This window comes from Pedobacter sp. (assembly GCF_037719805.1).
Taxonomy (GTDB): Bacteria; Bacteroidota; Bacteroidia; order Sphingobacteriales; family Sphingobacteriaceae; genus Pedobacter.
The window spans coordinates 73,338-90,334 of record NZ_JBBJLZ010000002.1; the positions used below are offsets into that span (position 1 = coordinate 73,338).

General features: G+C 41.7%; 20 protein-coding genes and 1 pseudogene. 11 read left to right on the forward strand and 10 right to left on the reverse strand.

Annotation, left to right across the window (positions count from 1 at the left end; all coding sequences use genetic code 11):
• Positions 1-21: 21 nt before the first annotated feature.
• Together WKF66_RS05405 and WKF66_RS05410 are read left to right on the forward strand one after the other, a co-directional pair.
• A complete protein-coding gene (locus WKF66_RS05405; RefSeq protein ID WP_489673399.1) occupies positions 22-423 on the forward strand; it encodes a hypothetical protein in 402 nt (133 codons plus the stop codon).
• The gene (locus WKF66_RS05410; protein WP_489673400.1) at positions 404-1,000 is read left to right on the forward strand and encodes a hypothetical protein; all 597 of its coding nucleotides are present in this window, start codon (positions 404-406) and stop codon (positions 998-1,000) included. The genes WKF66_RS05405 and WKF66_RS05410 overlap by 20 nt, the downstream gene beginning before the upstream one ends.
• Here the strand turns inward: WKF66_RS05410 and WKF66_RS05415 are convergent.
• The 4 genes from WKF66_RS05415 to WKF66_RS05430 form a co-directional block, all read right to left on the reverse strand.
• A complete protein-coding gene (locus WKF66_RS05415; RefSeq protein WP_489673401.1) occupies positions 997-2,193 on the reverse strand; it encodes an acetate/propionate family kinase in 1,197 nt (398 codons plus the stop codon). The genes WKF66_RS05410 and WKF66_RS05415 overlap by 4 nt on opposite strands.
• A 7-nt stretch (positions 2,194-2,200) precedes the next feature.
• Positions 2,201-4,288 (reverse strand): phosphate acetyltransferase, encoded by a 2,088-nt coding sequence (gene pta / locus WKF66_RS05420; RefSeq protein WP_489673402.1) that lies wholly within the window; start codon positions 4,286-4,288, stop codon positions 2,201-2,203.
• A 69-nt stretch (positions 4,289-4,357) separates the two neighbouring features.
• The gene (locus WKF66_RS05425; protein ID WP_489673403.1) at positions 4,358-4,594 is read right to left on the reverse strand and encodes a hypothetical protein; all 237 of its coding nucleotides are present in this window, start codon (positions 4,592-4,594) and stop codon (positions 4,358-4,360) included.
• 172 nt (positions 4,595-4,766) lie between these two features.
• Complete coding sequence (locus WKF66_RS05430; RefSeq protein WP_489673404.1) at positions 4,767-6,092, reverse strand: peptidoglycan DD-metalloendopeptidase family protein; 1,326 nt, start codon at positions 6,090-6,092, stop codon at positions 4,767-4,769.
• A 240-nt stretch (positions 6,093-6,332) separates the two neighbouring features.
• Here WKF66_RS05430 and WKF66_RS05435 point away from each other — a divergent pair, with 240 nt between their 5' ends.
• Positions 6,333-6,662 (forward strand): helix-turn-helix domain-containing protein, encoded by a 330-nt coding sequence (locus tag WKF66_RS05435; RefSeq protein WP_489673405.1) that lies wholly within the window; start codon positions 6,333-6,335, stop codon positions 6,660-6,662.
• Positions 6,663-6,671: 9 nt separating this feature from the next.
• Here WKF66_RS05435 and WKF66_RS05440 read toward each other — a convergent pair whose 3' ends face one another.
• A complete protein-coding gene (locus WKF66_RS05440) occupies positions 6,672-7,130 on the reverse strand; it encodes a low affinity iron permease family protein (RefSeq protein ID WP_489673406.1) in 459 nt (152 codons plus the stop codon).
• Positions 7,131-7,251: 121 nt separating this feature from the next.
• Here WKF66_RS05440 and WKF66_RS05445 point away from each other — a divergent pair, with 121 nt between their 5' ends.
• Positions 7,252-7,644 carry a hypothetical protein gene (locus tag WKF66_RS05445; protein ID WP_489673407.1) on the forward strand — a complete coding sequence of 131 codons (393 nt, stop codon included), beginning with the start codon at positions 7,252-7,254 and terminating at the stop codon, positions 7,642-7,644.
• On the opposite strand, the gene WKF66_RS05450 is transcribed toward WKF66_RS05445, so the two are convergent.
• The gene (locus WKF66_RS05450) at positions 7,634-7,888 is read right to left on the reverse strand and encodes a hypothetical protein (RefSeq protein WP_489673408.1); all 255 of its coding nucleotides are present in this window, start codon (positions 7,886-7,888) and stop codon (positions 7,634-7,636) included. The two genes, WKF66_RS05445 and WKF66_RS05450, sit on opposite strands and share 11 nt — an antisense overlap.
• A 155-nt stretch (positions 7,889-8,043) precedes the next feature.
• On the opposite strand from WKF66_RS05450, the gene WKF66_RS05455 reads away from it, so the two are divergent.
• Positions 8,044-8,211 (forward strand): hypothetical protein, encoded by a 168-nt coding sequence (locus tag WKF66_RS05455; protein ID WP_489673409.1) that lies wholly within the window; start codon positions 8,044-8,046, stop codon positions 8,209-8,211.
• Here WKF66_RS05455 and WKF66_RS05460 read toward each other — a convergent pair.
• The 3 genes from WKF66_RS05460 to WKF66_RS05470 form a co-directional block, all read right to left on the reverse strand.
• Entirely contained in the window at positions 8,200-8,853 is a 654-nt protein-coding gene (locus WKF66_RS05460; RefSeq protein ID WP_489673410.1) for a YceH family protein, read from the reverse strand. The genes WKF66_RS05455 and WKF66_RS05460 overlap by 12 nt on opposite strands.
• Positions 8,854-8,860: 7 nt before the next feature.
• On the reverse strand, positions 8,861-9,856 hold the full coding sequence (gene mgrA, locus WKF66_RS05465; RefSeq protein ID WP_489673411.1) for an L-glyceraldehyde 3-phosphate reductase: 996 nt from the start codon (positions 9,854-9,856) through the stop codon (positions 8,861-8,863).
• A gap of 62 nt (positions 9,857-9,918) precedes the next feature.
• Entirely contained in the window at positions 9,919-10,098 is a 180-nt protein-coding gene (locus WKF66_RS05470; RefSeq protein ID WP_489673412.1) for a histone H1, read from the reverse strand.
• A gap of 112 nt (positions 10,099-10,210) precedes the next feature.
• On the opposite strand from WKF66_RS05470, the gene WKF66_RS05475 reads away from it, so the two are divergent.
• The gene (locus tag WKF66_RS05475; protein ID WP_489673413.1) at positions 10,211-10,573 is read left to right on the forward strand and encodes a response regulator transcription factor; all 363 of its coding nucleotides are present in this window, start codon (positions 10,211-10,213) and stop codon (positions 10,571-10,573) included.
• A gap of 10 nt (positions 10,574-10,583) precedes the next feature.
• On the opposite strand, the pseudogene WKF66_RS05480 reads toward WKF66_RS05475, so the two are convergent.
• A pseudogene (locus WKF66_RS05480) lies at positions 10,584-11,354 on the reverse strand (queuosine precursor transporter).
• A gap of 66 nt (positions 11,355-11,420) precedes the next feature.
• On the opposite strand from WKF66_RS05480, the gene WKF66_RS05485 reads away from it, so the two are divergent.
• Genes WKF66_RS05485 through lepA form a run of 5 tightly spaced genes read left to right on the forward strand, consistent with a single transcriptional unit; the run spans position 11,421 to position 16,995 of the window.
• Entirely contained in the window at positions 11,421-12,566 is a 1,146-nt protein-coding gene (locus WKF66_RS05485; RefSeq protein WP_489673414.1) for a methionine aminotransferase, read from the forward strand.
• 24 nt (positions 12,567-12,590) lie between these two features.
• Complete coding sequence (locus tag WKF66_RS05490; RefSeq protein ID WP_489673415.1) at positions 12,591-13,394, forward strand: nitrilase family protein; 804 nt, start codon at positions 12,591-12,593, stop codon at positions 13,392-13,394.
• Positions 13,395-13,409: 15 nt separating this feature from the next.
• Positions 13,410-14,438: a glycosylasparaginase gene (locus WKF66_RS05495; protein WP_489673416.1), complete on the forward strand. Its 1,029-nt coding sequence runs from the start codon at positions 13,410-13,412 to the stop codon at positions 14,436-14,438.
• Between the two features lie 8 nt (positions 14,439-14,446).
• Positions 14,447-15,208, forward strand: coding sequence for a copper homeostasis protein CutC (locus WKF66_RS05500; protein ID WP_489673417.1), 762 nt, complete (start codon positions 14,447-14,449; stop codon positions 15,206-15,208).
• Positions 15,208-16,995 carry a translation elongation factor 4 gene (gene lepA / locus WKF66_RS05505; RefSeq protein ID WP_489673418.1) on the forward strand — a complete coding sequence of 596 codons (1,788 nt, stop codon included), beginning with the start codon at positions 15,208-15,210 and terminating at the stop codon, positions 16,993-16,995. The genes WKF66_RS05500 and lepA overlap by 1 nt, the downstream gene beginning before the upstream one ends.
• The last annotated feature ends 2 nt before the right edge of the window (positions 16,996-16,997 follow it).

Here is a 16,997-nt window from a genome sequence, read left to right on the forward strand (position 1 = left end):
GGAGCTGCCGTATTTAAACGGATGTATGGGGAACTTAATTATAGTTTCGTTTACCGGGGCATCAAATTCATTTGCCACAATACCAATGGTAGAGAATATGGGTTTAACGGTACTGCGCCCGACATCGGATGGCTGACTAAACAAGTTCAACCCCAAGCAGGTGTGACCGGTTATGTTGGAATCTCTCATGTACCACCAAATTCCGAAGACTACGATCCGGCGTTGATTACGCCATACCATTCTTTGTTCGATAAAACTCCTGGCTTTATTGCCTCTTTTCATGGGCATACGCATACCTATTCAGAATTCGGCTATCCGGGTTCTTCAATACCTTATATCATCACAGCGACTGTAGGTGCACGGGAATTTTTAATGGCTAAAATTATCAATAACAAACTTTCTTATGAGCGTATATTTTTTTAAGCGACTCGCACTTACAATACTTCTTGGGATCGGCTTTGACAGTAAAGCTCAAAAGTTTTTAATTCCGGAAGATGTAATCATACAATTTGCGGGAAGTATCGGTTATTTGAGCGTAGGTGCCGGCTATGAATTGTTTCCTAATAAACGTGGGAATATTGATATTAATTATGGCTATGTTCCTGAATCTAAAGGTGGCTCCTTGCACATTGTAACTGCGAAATTTGCCTACAGACCATTTGTGATCAACATTAGTAACTGGGCGAAAGTTTACCCGTTCAACCCTGGACTGTTTGTAAGATATACCTTTAATAAAAATCTAGGTTTCAACTTTGACACGGTTCAATATCCAAAAGGATATTACTACTTTTCTGAAGCCGCAAGGCCTCACCTTTCTTTCAGTAATGAATTTCAGCTAACCAAAGGTAAAGTACTCGACAGAACAGGTTTAAAAGCGCTTAGTATCTATTCTGAATTTAATACTAACGATTATTATCTGGTTAACTTCTTTCAGAACTCCACAGCATTATCGGTAACTGACATTTTCAAATTGGGAATAGGTATACGCGCTAAGTTTTAACTCATTAAGCTATAACATTGGCTGGCAATTTCAAATTCTTCGTTTGTCGGGATAACAAGGATTTTAACTTTTCCTTCCGGATTACTGATGTCAGTGGCTACTCCATGGTAGCTGTTGTTATGCGCTTCGTTTAGGGAAATCCCAAGGAAATCTAATTCTTCGCAGACTGCCTTCCGCATAGCGACATCGTTTTCTCCTACCCCCGCAGTGAAAATGATGGCGTCAATTCCATTTAATACTGCAGCATAGGCACCAATGAACTTCTTAATTCTATACGCATAGAGTTTAAGCGCTAAGACTGCGGATTCATCGCCTTCAGCAGTTAACTTCCTGATGTCGCGCATATCACTTGAGCCACCTACACCCAGAAGCCCTGATTGTTTATTTAATAACGAACTAAGCTGCTCGAGGGTATAGCCGGCATGTTCCATCAGGTGAAAAATCACAGAAGGATCAATATCCCCTGAACGGGTTCCCATCATCAAACCGCTTAGGGGACCAAAGCCCATTGAAGTGTCGACAGATTGACCGTCTTTGATTGCCGTAATGCTACAGCCGTTACCCAAATGGATGCTAATTAATTTGGTATCTTGTCTTCCAAGCCATTGATTGGCTTGTTCACTCACATATTTGTGGCTGGTACCATGGAAACCATACACCCGGATTCCACGCTCTTTATAATAGGATTCTGGTATTGCATATCTGTATGCCTGTTCGGGGATCGTTTGGTGAAATGCCGTATCAAACACAGCAACTTGAACCGCCTTCTTGAAAGTGTCTTCAGCCACTTCAATACACGTGTAATTTACCGGATTGTGCAATGGTGCCAGAGAAAACAGCTGCTTAATGTGCCCTTTAACTTCAGCGTTAATGATGGTCGCAGCACTAAAGTGCTCCCCTCCATGAACAACCCGGTGACCGACTGCAGTGATGTCATCGGGACTATTAATTACCGGATACTCGCCTTCCTCCAGCAAATGAAGGACGTGATTTAAGGCTTCCGCGTGATTGGCGATAAAACCTTCTTTGGAAACAGAATGCTTTTCTGCTCCAACGTACACGCTATGTTTTACAAAGGATCCTTCAATGCCAATTCGTTCTACCAAGCCGCTACAGATCGGGTCTTTGACTGGCATTTTGAAAAGCTGATATTTCAGGGAGCTACTCCCTGAGTTGATAACTAGAATGTTCATAAAAGAATTAGATTTCCTGTGCCTGGATAGCGGTGATCACTACGGTATTAAATATATCATCTACCGTGCATCCGCGACTCAAATCATTAATTGGTTTATTGAGACCTTGTAACATTGGGCCAATCGCAAGTGCTCCTGTCTCTCTTTGCACCGCCTTATAAGTGTTGTTTCCTGTATTTAAATCCGGAAATATCAATACACTGGCGCGGCCGGCCACTTCTGAGCCAGGTAGCTTTTGTTGCCCAACAAGTGGGTCAACTGCGGCATCGTATTGTATTGGTCCTTCTATTTTGAGCTCCGGGTGCCTTGCCTTAACAATGGCTGTTGCTTCTCTAACGCGTTCTACATCTTCCCCTTCCCCGGATGTTCCGGAGGAGTAAGATAGCATGGCGATTCTAGGTTCGATGCCAAATTTAGCACTGCTCAATGCCGAGGAGATCGCTATTTCTGCAAGCTGCTGTGCAGTTGGATTGGGATTTACCGCACAGTCTCCGAAAATAGCTACCCGCTCCGGTAAACACATAAAGAAAATAGAGGAAACTACAGAGACGCCCGGCTTGGTCTTAATAAATTGCAACGCAGGCCTTATAGTGTGTTGAGTCGTGTGAACAGCACCGGATACCATTCCATCTGCATGACCTTTGTACACCATCATGGTACCGTAGTACGAAACGTCTGTCATCATATCAGTAGCCATCTCCATGTTCACATTCTTTGTTTTACGCAGCTCGTATAGCGTTGTCACATAATCATTGTAGTGCTCCGAAACAGCCGGATTATGGATGTGAATTGAATTTAAGTCCAAGGTGAGGCCCAATCTTTTAACGCTGGCACCAATCTCTGCGGGATCTCCTAATAAGGTGATCTCTACAATATCCTGAGCGATTAACTTTTCTACTGCTTTTAAGATCCTATCATCGTTACCCTCCGGCAGTACGATATGCTTCTTCTGGCTTTTAGCCCATTTAACCAATTGGTATTGAAACATGTGCGGCGTGATCCCCTCGTAGCTAAAAGTAATGATCTTGTTATCAAGAGCCTTCAGGTCGACATATTTCTCGAAAATATCTATTGCAAGTTCAATCTTCTTTTTATTGTCTATAGTGATTTTAGAGTGTATTGCACCAATTGCAGTGGTGGTTTCGAAGGTACCCTTCTGAACAGAAATTATTGGAATGATGGTTTGCAGACCCTCGATTAGCTTGATCATAGGTTCATCTGGTAAGCTGCCTGCAGTCAAAACAATACCAGCGATCTTTGGATAGTTAGCAGAAAGATTGGCTTGTAAGGAGCCGATAATGATGTCTCCCCGGTCGCCAGGTGTAACTATTAAAAGATTGTCTTTAATATGCCTTAAGAAGTTTGGAAGCATCATTGCTCCAGTTACAAAGTTGTCCACCTGATTGTCCATCAAATCAGCACCAAATAGCACAGTGGCGTCCAGAGCAGCGGTGATCTCTTTCATTGTAGGGCTCTGTAACCCACTTTCTATTGGAATAACAGCGATCAACAATTCAGGAGGGAGTTGATTGGACAATGCCTGCTTGATTCTTTCGGCCTCATCCGGGTTTACCATGTTTGCGATAACGCCTAAGACCTGCACATCTCGCATTAAAAAATTGCGATAGATGTTAATTGCCGTTTTAAACAACTCACTAGCGGTTTTGCCTTTACCCGAGACAACAATCAGTACAGGAGCGCCAAGGTTTTTCGCCATTAACGCGTTCGACTCGAACTCGAAGGCAATGCCCTCTCCCAGGAAGTCACTGCCTTCGATGACGGTGAAGTCGTAGTTATCCTCTAGCTTTTTATATTTGCTGATAATAGTATTTAGAATGTCGCTGGAATCTTCTGACTGATGCAACATCTCCTGGCGGGTGAATGCAAACGCGTCTTCGTAATTTATTGGAAGAGAAAAGTAATCCAGCATCGCTTCTACATGCTGGTCTTTTTCCTTCGGGTTTTCCTGCGCAATGATCGGCTTGAAATAACCAACTTTTTGGGTCTTTGCCAGGAGCATATTGATCATACCGAAAGCGATGACTGACTTCCCACTATAGGGCTCTGCTGACGCTATAAAGATATTTTTAGTCATAAAGGGGCAATAAGTTTATATCAATAACGAATTCGGCCCAATATAGCTGGAAAAAACTAATTAAACAGATCAGACATTGAAATCGCTCAAAGAATACTGTAGCTCCTGACAAAAAAAGCCCCGTTGCATAAAGATCTCTTCTATAACAGGACCACAGGGAATGGAGCTTACGACACGTAGAATCTTGTCTTCATCTTCAAATGCGAAGGTCCAGTTTTTCTCACCGAATAGGATATTCATCAATGGTCTTACCAACGTTAAATCCTCTTTGTCTTGTACCGAAGTTTTAAAAATCATGATGTTCATTGCTTAATGATTTAAATAATAAGCATGTTCTAACCGTTGAAGATTATATATGCGATATATAAATATTAAACTAAAGATCAGTGATATCCTTTGGCATTGAAACAGAGGCAAGGTAAAGTCCGGAGCAAAAGGCGGTGAACTGTTGAAATCGGTCGGTGAAATTCCTTCTTTATTACCTGGCTTTAATCCAGCCCACTGTATCCGCTGATCCTTCGATCAGTGCAAAGTCTCCGGAGTAACCTAGAATATTTGCTGTAGAATGAAGCGGAATAGTTGCTTTAAGCGCAGCATTGCTATCAGGTTTATCGAATACCGTTTGTTCAGCCCGATTGATCTTTATGGCTTTTATTGGCTTTGCAATCGAGCCGACTCTATTACTTTGTAGATAGCCTGCTCTTCCATCCGGCAATTCAATCCGATACCAGTTTCGGGTGGCAGCATGCACACGTACAATGGTATTCGATGGTAAAGTGGAGATCTTTGTTGCTCCCTCTTCGGTTCCCAACAGTACCTCGGTACTTCTATTCGTCCGCATTGTTGCATTCAAATTTATAGTTGAAGCCAGGATTTCTGGCAGTGGTTTAACTATTGGATTGACAAAAGGAAAGGGATCTACCGCGCCACCTGTTGTATAAATGCCAAAATGTAAATGTGGTGCAGTGGTCCGCGCATTGCCTGTATTACCCATAAGACCGAGGGTGTCTCCTATTGATACCTGCTGACCCTCGACTGCAATCTGCTTGTCCAAATGGGCATAATATAACGTGTAGTTCTTTCCCGTTGGTCTCATCCATACTACTCTACCGCCAAGGTTATTTTCATTTACACGGGTTACCGTTCCTTCTGCAGCAGCGATCACAGGAGTTAAGCGAGGTGCGAACATGTCTATACCCTCATGTTTACGGCTGTTGGCATCGCGACCGTCTCCAAAGAAGCTTTGAATGGTATTTCTAGAACTTGTTTTAACCGGATACTCCAGTGAGGGCCCGTAATTAATTTCGAGTGTATACTCTCCGTTAGTTAACAATTCTGGCTGAAGTCGGACCAGGTAATTGCCAGTATAGTCAATCTCGTATTCAATAGCCGCTTTAACTGTATCAATATAAGCCAGAGACTTGATTGTCTGATTCTCTAGAGAAAACAGATCAACGTAAATTTTAAAATTATTTACTGGTTTCTGTGATAGTGAAATGTTGATCTTTTGACCTTTTGTGGCATTAAAGGTATAAGCTACAGCAGGTATGTTCTCTGCAGCAAAATATCCCCTTTCTTTAAAAGGAAGCTTTATCTGCGCAGGCGTTTGCAGACTAGCCTGAGAAGCGCTTATCCAGGCTAAACCTGCGGCGGTTTTATCAAAGCCTGTACTTGTAAGTTTCCGCTGGTATTGCTCATGAGGTGATGCCGGTTTAAATGGATTTATGATACTGGTTTTGCAGGAAAAGAAAAGCAAACATGGTATTAGAGAAATATAAAAAAGTTTAAACGGACGAGTACTCATGTGGACGGATTTAAGGTGTAAAACACTTTAAAGGGCACATCGTTTTGCTAAATACTTGATTTGACAGGAATAGAATGTTAAGTGTTTCTATTTTAACTTAAATGAAAGATAAAACGCCTGCCGTTAATAAGTTTACAAGATATTTGTGCAAAGGATAAATCTAGCGTCGTTATTATTTCGTAAATCATTTAATTTTCTTTGTAACTTAAATACTATATTAACAAACAACTTCACAGATTTATGGATCATATCGGCAAAAATATCAAAGCTTTAAGGCAGAAGCACAATTGGAATCAAAGCCAGGTTGCGAAGCAGCTTAACATTTCAACGCCTGCGTTTTCGAAAATAGAAACCGGGATCACTGATGTGAATTATTCCAGACTTGACCAGATTGCAAAAATCTTTGAAGTGCCGGTGACGACGCTTCTTGCCCAGGACCAGGATAAGCTTCACTCAAGGAAAAAGGAAGAACTAGGCCACCTCACAGACAAGCTTAATAAAAGGGAGGAAGAAATTATAAAGCTGCAAAGCCTCCTGATAGAGCTGTATGAAGAAGTTAGAAAAAAGTAACCAATGGATTTAGGAATCGCCCTTCTGAATCAGCGTCTTTTTCTTTCTATGTCGAACGATAGCCTGGTCTATGGAGTGAGATTTATGAATGTCATTATCGGCTTCTGCGATATCAGAGAGTGTTTGATAGTATTTGTGAAGTATATCTAACTCTGCCTCTGTAAGGTCCTCGATATCGACCAATCTGTTACTTGCGTGCGAACTTGCTGCCACTAGCTCATTCAATTTCAATTGAATTGCTTTTGAATCCTTATTTTGTGATTTCTGTATTAAAAACACCATCAGGAACGTAATAATGGTTGTTCCGGTGTTTATCACGAGCTGCCAGGTGTCTGAATAATGGAATATTGGACCAGTAATTAACCATATAACTATGATTAATAGTGCTGTACTGAATGCGGAAGCGCTTCCTGTCCAGGTTGTTATTCGATTGGATATTCGTTCAAAGATATTGTGTCTTTTCTTCATCGCTCCTAATTTGAATTCATTAGACGACAAATAACGTCATTATCCGCTTAGGAAGAATTAATTGGAGAACAATGTTTAACAAAGTTTGTTAGGACTGGATAAACAAGTCATTTGAATTTCAATGGATCAGCCTATTTACTGGATATTTATACTTGCCTTACCAGTTGCATGTATTGCCTGGACGGTCACTAAGGAAGAGATTTTTAAAGAGCCAAGAAGCTTTTGTGTCGAGAAGTCACATAACAGCAAAATATTCGTAGCGAGGAAAGTTTTTTATATGCTTACCTGCGAATACTGCTTCAGTCATTATGTGACTCTGGCAATATTAATAATGACACGCTATACTTTGCTTTATTCAGACTGGCGTGGCTATATTATTGCCGGTTTCTCTATAATTTGGATTGCCAACGTTTATATGAGTTTATATAATCTCTTACGTATAGACCTAAAAAAGGGCAAATTAATTGCCCAGAAAGAAGAAGAGAAGATTAAGCAAGGAGATTTTACCTCCTAATAATTCTTTCTTTATCACCTTCATCGTCATCAGGGCTGTTCCCTAAATCCGTTGCTGGCAAGTTACTTCGGTTTGAGTCTTCAGGTTTCACTTTCTCATCCTCGTCATTCATGTTCTCTATAGCAGGTAGCGAGGCACCATCACGTTTATCTGTGTCACTATTGAACTGTGGGGCAGCGAGGTTTTGAGGATGATCTATATCGTATTCTTTTGATTCTGGTTTTGGTGTTGATTCGTTAGCCATGTCTTTCGTTTTAAAATGTTTTTGATCTAACAGGCGATTTACAGAATTGTTTTTATGCATCACCTTGGCCATAATTTTGTCACAAGAATGCAGGTAGTAAAGAGTCCTCGCCTTTGTTTGTACTTTTGACCGAAGTAATCAATTAGTCAGAAGTTATGAAAACAATTTTACGCACTTTTATGCTCCTTCTTACATTGTCTTCCTGCTCTGAGCCCAAACTGAGACTTAGGGCTCCGGAAGCAAAAATCACAGAGAAACCGGTTATAAATGATAGTCTGAAGATTGATAGTATGGATCTTGGAAAGATAAAATCAGCCGATTAGCTCTTTCATAAGTTTATCAAAATCAGCCTTTAACAAGGCGAGTTCCTCCTCCACTTTCGCAAGCCTGACCTCTAATTCAGGTGGAGGCTTAGCAAAGGTCTCAATTTCTTGTTCCAATTGGGAAAGATCTGGAGTGCCGCTTAGAAGATGGGTGTAACGGGTTTCTTTCTGGCCTGCTTTCTTCGGTAATTGCATAATATATGGCATTTCCGGTTCTGAGAGTCGCTCGAGTACAGCTTGCACTTCTTCCAAAGAATCAAACTCATATAGCCTACCTGAGTTGGTGTTAATTTCACCAGGCGTCTGTGGCCCTCTTAACATCAATAAGCATAAGATGGAGACCTCTGCAGGTAGTACAGGAAAAACAATAGCGAAGTTATGCTTGTATTTAATTGACCGGCTGGATCCACCAGTCGCCGTAGAAATCAATCCTTTCCGCTTCAATGTATCCAACACCAGCATCACAGTTTGATCGTCATACTGTACGACAGGCTTGCGGGAAGTCTTCTGATTGCAGGCCACGGTGATGGCATTAACGGTCATTGGGTAATATTCCGGAGTCGTCTTGGACTTCTCCATTAAGACACCCAGTATCCTGGTTTCTTCTGCATTAAGTATAGGCAAACCTTGAGTTTCTTCCATAACTATATTATGCAACGGCAAGAATTGCTTCGATCTGGCTGAGTTCTTCCGGACTGAAGTCAGTAGCTTCAAGACATTTCAGCGAGTCTGCCAATTGTTCAGGCTTGCTTGCCCCGACCAGTACCGATGTTACGCGCTTATCTTTCAAAAGCCAGGAGAGTGCCATCTGCGCAAGTTTCTGACCCCTGCTTTCTGCGATAGCATTCAACTTGTTTAGCTGAACAATCTTTTCTTCAGTGATCTGATCAAGTTGTAAAGCTCCGTGAGCTTTGGCGGCCCGGGAATCCGCAGGTATGCCCTTTAGGTATTTATCGGTAAGCAGACCTTGAGCAAGAGGCGAAAAAGGAATACAGCCCACACCTTCTTTACCGAGCAGTTCCATTAAACCACCCTCTACCCAGCGCTCATACATGGAGTACTTTGGCTGGTGAATGAGGCAAGGCGTACCTAACTCTTTAAGAATTTGGATTGCTTTCGCTGCCTCTTCCGCTCTGTAATTAGATATTCCTGCATACAACGCCTTTCCCTGGCGAACTACCAGATCAAGTGCATACATTGTTTCCTCAAGCGGAGTGTCAGGATCAGGTCTATGGTGATAAAAAATGTCCACGTAATCCAGTTTCATTCTTCTAAGACTCTGGTCGAGACTTGAAATAAGATACTTCTTTGAGCCCCAATCACCGTAAGGTCCGTCCCACATGGTATAGCCTGCTTTCGTAGAAATAATCATCTCATCTCTATAACCTCTGAAATCCCTTTCCAAAAGCTTACCAAAGTTCTCTTCTGCTGATCCAGGGGGTGGGCCGTAATTATTAGCCAGGTCGAAATGGGTGATCCCATTATCAAAGGCCAGCTTCAGTATATTGGCGCTGTTTTCGAGCTGGTCCACATGCCCGAAGTTGTGCCAAAGGCCCAACGAGATTTCCGGAAGCATTATACCGCTGTTTCCACAACGCCTATACTTCATTTTGTTATACCTTTCAGGATTAGGAGTGTAGCTCATGATGAGAAGTAGAAATATCCAGCAGTGATCGAGTCACTGCTGGGACTTAAATAAAATCGAACTTATTTAGCGCTATTTTTTTTATCAGTTACTTCTGCACGAATTTCTTGCGCAAGTACCTTTAAATCTTGCATCGCTTTACGAACTCTTGTTCCAGCTGCACTGTTACCAGCACTATAAAACTTCTCCGCATCAGCTTCAACAGAAGCTAGTAATTCCTTCACTTGTGAAAATTTTTCCATGTTCAATTATTTAATTTATGCGCCAAATATATATTATTTGAGCACTATGTCCATGTTTTCAAAACCTTTTTTCCTTTAGAGCGTTATTTTTCCGAAATACAGAAGCTTAATTATGAGTAAACTTATACATGTTGTTGAAGACGATGATGACATACGGTTTATAGTAGAATATATATTAGTGGAATCTGGTTACAGAGTGGAATCATCGTCGAACGTTACCGACTTTTATCAATCACTTGAAGCTAACATACCTGATCTGATTCTTCTTGATGTGATGTTGCCAGATGGTAATGGAATTGACATATGCCGGGACATGAAGGAGCGGGAATTTACAAAAAACATCAACATCATTATCATGTCTGCGCACGCAGCTGAAAAAGCTGTTCTTGAGGAAGCCTGCTCTGATGATTTCATCAGCAAGCCCTTTGATCTCGACAACCTGTTGAGACACGTAAAAAGGTTTCTACCTATTTAATTTACGCCTGTTATTGCCTTCCGGCCATAGATATCATTCTTTGTGAGAGGTCCTTACCAAGGTATTTATCTATTACACTATGAACGAGGTAAAGTATGGGGGTCATAAGAATTGCAACAATAAATTTATAGGTATAATTCACTAGTCCGATTGCGGCCACCATTTGCCAGCTCCAGCTATATTGCGGGTTGAGATAAAAAGCAATAAAGATAACAACAAAACTATCGATCAATTGAGAGACAAGCGTTGAACCGGTGGAACGAAGCCAAAGTGCCTTTTCTCCGGTTATCTTTTTGATCTTATGGAAGATCAACACATCGACAATCTGACCAATTAGAAAGGCGACAATGGAACCGACTATAATCCACATTCCCTAACCAAAAATACCGGCAAACGCATTGTCCATATCTAATTGCTTCCCATTAACTTTTTGCACAACCCAGAAATCAGAAGGTGTCAGGTTCATTGCTGCAGCAACTACAAGGAAGGCGTAAGAAATAAGCACAGCAGTAAGAATGGAAAGAAATCTCACTTGCTTTACCCCGAAATACTCATTGATAATATCAGTCATAATAAATATGATAGGCCAGGTAAGTACTCCTGCAGACATATTAAAAGAAAGATTTGGCACGCCTAGCATATTGATGTCAAAATGCTTGATTCCCAAAGTGCCCTCAACGGTGAATATTTTTACGCCGATGAATTCGGACAAGATGGCATTTGCAACAAAAAAAGCACCGAGTATGAGCAAGAGCTTGCTCTCTTTAGTTTTAAAAGTCATAGCAGGTTGAAATTATTAAATAAATCTCATATACAGGGAGAATAATTATTTCTATTTTCGCTGGACATGAGATCTATATCATCGAAATTACCGGGAGTAGGCACTACGATCTTTACTGTAATGTCCAAACTCGCTGCAGAACATAATGCGATCAATCTTTCACAAGGCTTTCCGGATTTTGATTGCGATCCAGAGTTGATTGCTTATGTATCTGAAGCAATGAGCAATGGCAACAATCAGTATGCGCCTATGGCAGGCAGTGTTGAACTGAGGAATGTTATTGCCGCGAAAAACGAAATGTTATATGGCGTCCAATACGATCCGGAAACAGAAATAACCATTTGTGCTGGTGGTACACAAGCGATATTTACAGCACTTGCTGCAACTATTAATCCCGGTGATGAGGTGATCATCTTTGAACCCGCTTACGATTGCTACTCCCCAACCATTAAATTATTTGGTGGTTTAGTTAAGCCCTTTGAGCTTTCTGAACCGGATTATGAGATCGACTGGAATATGGTGAAGAAGTTATTTTCGGCAAATACGAAAATGATCATTATAAACAGTCCTCAGAATCCAACGGGTAGAACGCTTAAGGAAGCTGACCTTCAAGAGTTAATAAAGCTAACCAAGGACACAGATATTTTGATCCTAAGCGATGAGGTTTATGAACACATCATTTACGATGGAGAAGAACACCTTAGCGTATCCAAATATCCTGTGCTTCGGGAACGAAGTTTCATTGTAGCCTCGTTTGGAAAACTATTGCATGCAACAGGCTGGAAGCTAGGATACTGTTTAGCTCCCGCTTACTTAATGAAAGAGTTTAGAAAGGTTCATCAGTTCAACGTTTTCAGCGTAAACACGCCTATGCAAGTCGGCATAGCTAAATACCTTGCTGTCCCTGCCAGATACACTGAGCTCGCAGGCTTTTTTCAACAGAAGCGCGACCTGTTCAGAAGCCTTCTTAATGAAACCAAATTTAAATTATTACCTTGTAATGGTTCATATTTCCAATGTGTAACTTACAAAGGGGTTAACGACCTGAATGATAAGGACATGGCGATTAAACTGGTGAAGGAATTTGGAGTCGCCAGCATTCCGGTTTCTGCCTTCTACAGTAGATATACAGATCACCATGTACTGAGGTTTTGTTTCGCTAAAAAGCAAGAAACCCTTGAAAAAGCCGTTGAGAGATTAATGAAAGTATAAGTTACATTTAATTGAAATAGTATTATGGAGGATTCCAATTACCTAAACATCAGTAACCTAAAAATTACTATTTTTCAGGCCTATCTGTTTTGGGAAAACATTGATAAAAATCTTCAAAACCTGGCGCTCCGGCTTTCTATGGGCATTAAGGAGAAGACAGATGTTATTATATTACCAGAAATGTTTAATACCGGCTTTAGTATGAATGCAGTTGCACTTTCTGAAGAAATGAACGGAAAAACTATGCAATGGATGGCTGAAACTGCAACTAAGTATGATTGTGTAGTTACAGGAAGCCTTATTATTAAAGAGAATGAACTGTATTATAACCGCTTAATATGGATGCAGCCGGATGGGGCCTTCAGCTTTTACAATAAACGTCATCTGTTTGGGTTAAGCGAAGAGGACAAAAACTATCAGCCGGGTACAGAAAATGTAATAGTTGAACTTAAGGGCTGGAAAATCAGATTGGCCATTTGCTATGACTTACGTTTCCCGGTATGGCTAAGAAATAAGAATAAAGAATATGATGTCTTGCTGCTTGTTGCAAGCTGGCCAGATAAGCGTACAACACATTGGAATGCCCTGATTCCTGCCCGCGCCATTGAAAACCAAAGTTATGTAATTGCGGTAAACAGAGTGGGTCACGATGGAAAGGAAGTCTACCATAGTGGTCATTCTCAATGTATAGACCCAATGGGGAAAACAATTTATTATAAACCGGAAGATGAAGACCTTTATACTTTTAGTATAGGCTACGACGATCTGGTAAAAACACGTAACAGCTTCCCTTTTCTAAAGGATGCGGATAATTTTCAAATCATTTAACAACACGAGCAAGCGATGTTCAACCGCAGAAAATTCATTAAGGCAACGGCATTGTCGGCCTCACTACTGGCTGTAGATAAAAAAAGCATGGCGGCAGTATTACAGGCCCGTACTATTGGCAGCCCCATCGTTATCTCCACATGGGATTTTGGGATACCTGCAAATCAGGCAGCCTGGAAAGTCTTATCCACCGGAGGCAGAGCGCTCGACGCTGTAGAAACAGGTGTTCGCGTACCAGAAGCAGATCCTAAGATTCAAACCGTCGGTTATGGAGGATTACCAGATAGAGATGGGCACGTAACTCTCGACGCATGTATCATGGATGAATTTGGCAACTGTGGCTCGGTGGCCGGTATGGAACACATTAGTCACCCAATTTCTGTAGCAAGACTGGTCATGGAAAAGACGCCACATGTGATGCTGGTTGGCGACGGTGCGCTTCAATTTGCATTAGAAAATGGATTCAAGAAAGAGAATTTACTTACTAAAGAAAGTGAAGCTGCCTGGAAAGCCTGGTTAAAGACGGCAAAATATGCTCCGGTAATGAACATTGAGAACAAACTTTATGATAAAGCAGCTCCTACAAAGTTACCTGGGAACCAGTATAATCACGATACAATTGGAATGCTTGCTCTTGATGCTAAAGGAAACCTTTCTGGTGCATGTACCACCAGTGGCATGGCTTACAAACTTCATGGAAGAGTTGGCGACAGTCCCATTATTGGCGCTGGTTTATACGTCGACAATGAGATCGGAGGTGCAACCTCTACCGGAGTTGGAGAAGAGGTGATCAGAAACGTAGGCAGCTTTTTGGTAGTTGAACTGATGCGACAAGGGTTGTCCCCGGAGGCAGCTTGCAAAGAAGCCGTTATGCGGATTATTAAGAAAAAGCCTGATATCGCAAAGAATATTCAGGTGGGGTTTTTAGCCTTGAATAAAAAAGGTGAATATGGAGCTTATGCGATTCAAACTGGCTTCAGCTATGCCGTTTGTGATGCAAAGAAGAATGACTTGCTGATTGCGGGCAAGAGTTATTACAGCTAAAGGAGGTTATGGTATACATGGAAGTTTGTGCGAATTCGCTCATTTCGGCTATTGAAGCTGAAAAAGGAGGTGCAGTACGGGTGGAACTTTGCGACAACTTGCTGGAGGGTGGAACAACGCCAAGTTACGCTCAGATTAAGCTCGCCAAGGAACGACTGAAAATTGAGGTCTACCCCATCATTAGGCCCCGGGGCGGTGACTTTCTATATTCTGATCTGGAATTTGATATCATGTGTGAAGATATTCAAGAATGTAAGAAGCTGGGCTGTGATGGCGTTGTGATCGGTATCTTAAAGGAAGACGGATCGGTTGATATGGAAAGGTGCATGAAATTGGTGGCGTTGGCAAAACCCATGAAAGTGACTTTTCACCGGGCATTCGATATGACTAACGACCTTTTCACTGCTTTAGAGGATATCATTGCACTTGGTTTCGACCGGATCCTTACTTCAGGAGGTATGGCCACCGCATATGACGGTATAGAAATCATTAAACAATTGGTTGTTCAGGCTGGAAATCGCATTACCATAATGGCCGGTGCAGGTATCGCGCTTAGTAACATTGCTGAAATCACCCAGTCGACTGGCATCAGGGAGTTCCATGGTTCTGCCAGGCAAGTTTACCAGAGTAATATGGCCTTTAGAAATAAGAGCATTAGCATGGGTGGCGATGCAGATGAATACAGCTATAGTTTAACAGATAGTGCCATAGTAAAGAATCTGATCGACCTAGCCAATAGTTCCCGCAAAATCTTATCTTTGCGCCACTGATGAAGCATATACGTAATTTCTGCATAATTGCACATATTGACCACGGAAAAAGCACGCTGGCTGACCGTTTATTAGAGTATACCAATACCATTACTCAAAGGGAATCTCAAGCACAGCTGCTGGATGACATGGATTTAGAGCGTGAGCGGGGAATTACGATTAAAAGTCATGCTATTCAAATGGATTACGTCCAGGATGACCAACCCTATATCTTTAATCTGATTGATACGCCTGGACACGTAGATTTTTCTTACGAAGTATCAAGATCAATTGCAGCCTGTGAGGGTGCTTTACTGATCGTAGATGCTTCACAAGGTATTCAGGCTCAAACTATTTCAAATTTGTATCTGGCGTTGGAACATGATCTTGAGATCATACCAATCCTTAATAAAATGGATTTACCTGGAGCGATGCCGGAAGAGGTAAAAGATCAGATCATTGAACTCATCGGTTGTAAAAGGGAAGATATCATTCCTGCGTCCGGTAAAACCGGTCAGGGTGTGCATGATATCTTAAGAGCAATTGTAGCGCGTGTTCCTGCACCGAAAGGTAACCCCGACAGTGAGCTTCAGGCACTGATCTTTGACTCTGTATTCAACTCGTTCAGAGGAATCATCGCTTATTTCAAAGTACTTAACGGAGAGATAAGGAAAGGTGATAAAGTAAAATTCGTTGCTACCGGAAAGGAATATATTGCGGAAGAAGTAGGTACGCTGAAGCTTAAGCAAGCGCCTAAAGATGTCATCAAAACCGGAGATGTAGGCTACATTATCTCTGGTATTAAAGAAGCAAGAGAAGTAAAGGTAGGTGATACCATAACCCATAAGGACAAGCCAAGTTCAGAGCCTATTAAGGGCTTTGAGGAAGTTAAGCCAATGGTATTCGCCGGGATATATCCGGTGGATACTGACGAGTTCGAGGAACTTAGAGAGGCTATGCACAAGTTGCAGCTGAATGATGCCTCTATCGTTTTTGAGCCAGAATCTTCTGCTGCTTTAGGCTTTGGATTCCGATGCGGTTTCCTTGGAATGCTCCACATGGAGATTATACAGGAACGTCTGGAACGCGAGTTTGATATGACTGTGATCACCACAGTTCCAAACGTTTCCTATCAGGCTATGACCACAAAGTCGGAGCTAATCAGTGTAAATAACCCATCTGACCTTCCGGATCCAAGCAAACTGGAATACGTTGAAGAGCCATATATTAAAGCGAATATCATTACCAAATCAGAATTCGTCGGACCGGTAATGTCACTATGTATTCAGAAGCGTGGAATCATTGTCAACCAATCTTATCTGACATCTGACCGGGTGGAGCTGGTTTTTGAGATCCCTATGGGAGAGATTGTGTTCGACTTCTATGATAGATTGAAGACGATATCAAAAGGTTATGCATCATTTGATTATCATCAAATAGGCTACCGAAAGTCTGATTTAGTGAGGCTTGATATCCTTCTTAACGCAGAGCCGGTTGATGCGTTATCTTCACTAATCCACCGCAGCAACTCTTATGATTTTGGTAAGAGGATATGTGAGAAACTAAGAGAATTAATCCCCCGTCAACAGTTTGAGATTATAATTCAGGCTTCTATCGGTGCGAAGATCATAGCAAGAGAAACGGTTAAAGCGTTACGGAAAGACGTTACCGCTAAATGCTACGGTGGTGATATTTCACGTAAGCGTAAACTACTGGAAAAACAGAAAAAAGGAAAGAAACGCATGCGCCAGGTCGGTAACGTTGAAATCCCTCAAACCGCCTTTATGGCCGTATTAAAACTTGACTAAAT

What these genes read in the sequence shown, in the direction of transcription:
- WKF66_RS05405 (WP_489673399.1), top strand. Translation starts at nt 22, where the DNA reads ATGTATGGGGAACTTAATTATAGTTTCGTTTACCGGGGCATCAAATTC.
- WKF66_RS05410 (WP_489673400.1), top strand. Translation starts at nt 404, where the DNA reads ATGAGCGTATATTTTTTTAAGCGACTCGCACTTACAATACTTCTTGGG.
- WKF66_RS05415 (WP_489673401.1), bottom strand. Translation starts at nt 2,193, where the DNA reads ATGAACATTCTAGTTATCAACTCAGGGAGTAGCTCCCTGAAATATCAG.
- pta (WP_489673402.1), bottom strand. Translation starts at nt 4,288, where the DNA reads ATGACTAAAAATATCTTTATAGCGTCAGCAGAGCCCTATAGTGGGAAG.
- WKF66_RS05425 (WP_489673403.1), bottom strand. Translation starts at nt 4,594, where the DNA reads ATGAACATCATGATTTTTAAAACTTCGGTACAAGACAAAGAGGATTTA.
- WKF66_RS05430 (WP_489673404.1), bottom strand. Translation starts at nt 6,092, where the DNA reads ATGAGTACTCGTCCGTTTAAACTTTTTTATATTTCTCTAATACCATGT.
- WKF66_RS05435 (WP_489673405.1), top strand. Translation starts at nt 6,333, where the DNA reads ATGGATCATATCGGCAAAAATATCAAAGCTTTAAGGCAGAAGCACAAT.
- WKF66_RS05440 (WP_489673406.1), bottom strand. Translation starts at nt 7,130, where the DNA reads ATGAAGAAAAGACACAATATCTTTGAACGAATATCCAATCGAATAACA.
- WKF66_RS05445 (WP_489673407.1), top strand. Translation starts at nt 7,252, where the DNA reads ATGGATCAGCCTATTTACTGGATATTTATACTTGCCTTACCAGTTGCA.
- WKF66_RS05450 (WP_489673408.1), bottom strand. Translation starts at nt 7,888, where the DNA reads ATGGCTAACGAATCAACACCAAAACCAGAATCAAAAGAATACGATATA.
- WKF66_RS05455 (WP_489673409.1), top strand. Translation starts at nt 8,044, where the DNA reads ATGAAAACAATTTTACGCACTTTTATGCTCCTTCTTACATTGTCTTCC.
- WKF66_RS05460 (WP_489673410.1), bottom strand. Translation starts at nt 8,853, where the DNA reads ATGGAAGAAACTCAAGGTTTGCCTATACTTAATGCAGAAGAAACCAGG.
- mgrA (WP_489673411.1), bottom strand. Translation starts at nt 9,856, where the DNA reads ATGAGCTACACTCCTAATCCTGAAAGGTATAACAAAATGAAGTATAGG.
- WKF66_RS05470 (WP_489673412.1), bottom strand. Translation starts at nt 10,098, where the DNA reads ATGGAAAAATTTTCACAAGTGAAGGAATTACTAGCTTCTGTTGAAGCT.
- WKF66_RS05475 (WP_489673413.1), top strand. Translation starts at nt 10,211, where the DNA reads ATGAGTAAACTTATACATGTTGTTGAAGACGATGATGACATACGGTTT.
- WKF66_RS05485 (WP_489673414.1), top strand. Translation starts at nt 11,421, where the DNA reads ATGAGATCTATATCATCGAAATTACCGGGAGTAGGCACTACGATCTTT.
- WKF66_RS05490 (WP_489673415.1), top strand. Translation starts at nt 12,591, where the DNA reads ATGGAGGATTCCAATTACCTAAACATCAGTAACCTAAAAATTACTATT.
- WKF66_RS05495 (WP_489673416.1), top strand. Translation starts at nt 13,410, where the DNA reads ATGTTCAACCGCAGAAAATTCATTAAGGCAACGGCATTGTCGGCCTCA.
- WKF66_RS05500 (WP_489673417.1), top strand. Translation starts at nt 14,447, where the DNA reads ATGGTATACATGGAAGTTTGTGCGAATTCGCTCATTTCGGCTATTGAA.
- lepA (WP_489673418.1), top strand. Translation starts at nt 15,208, where the DNA reads ATGAAGCATATACGTAATTTCTGCATAATTGCACATATTGACCACGGA.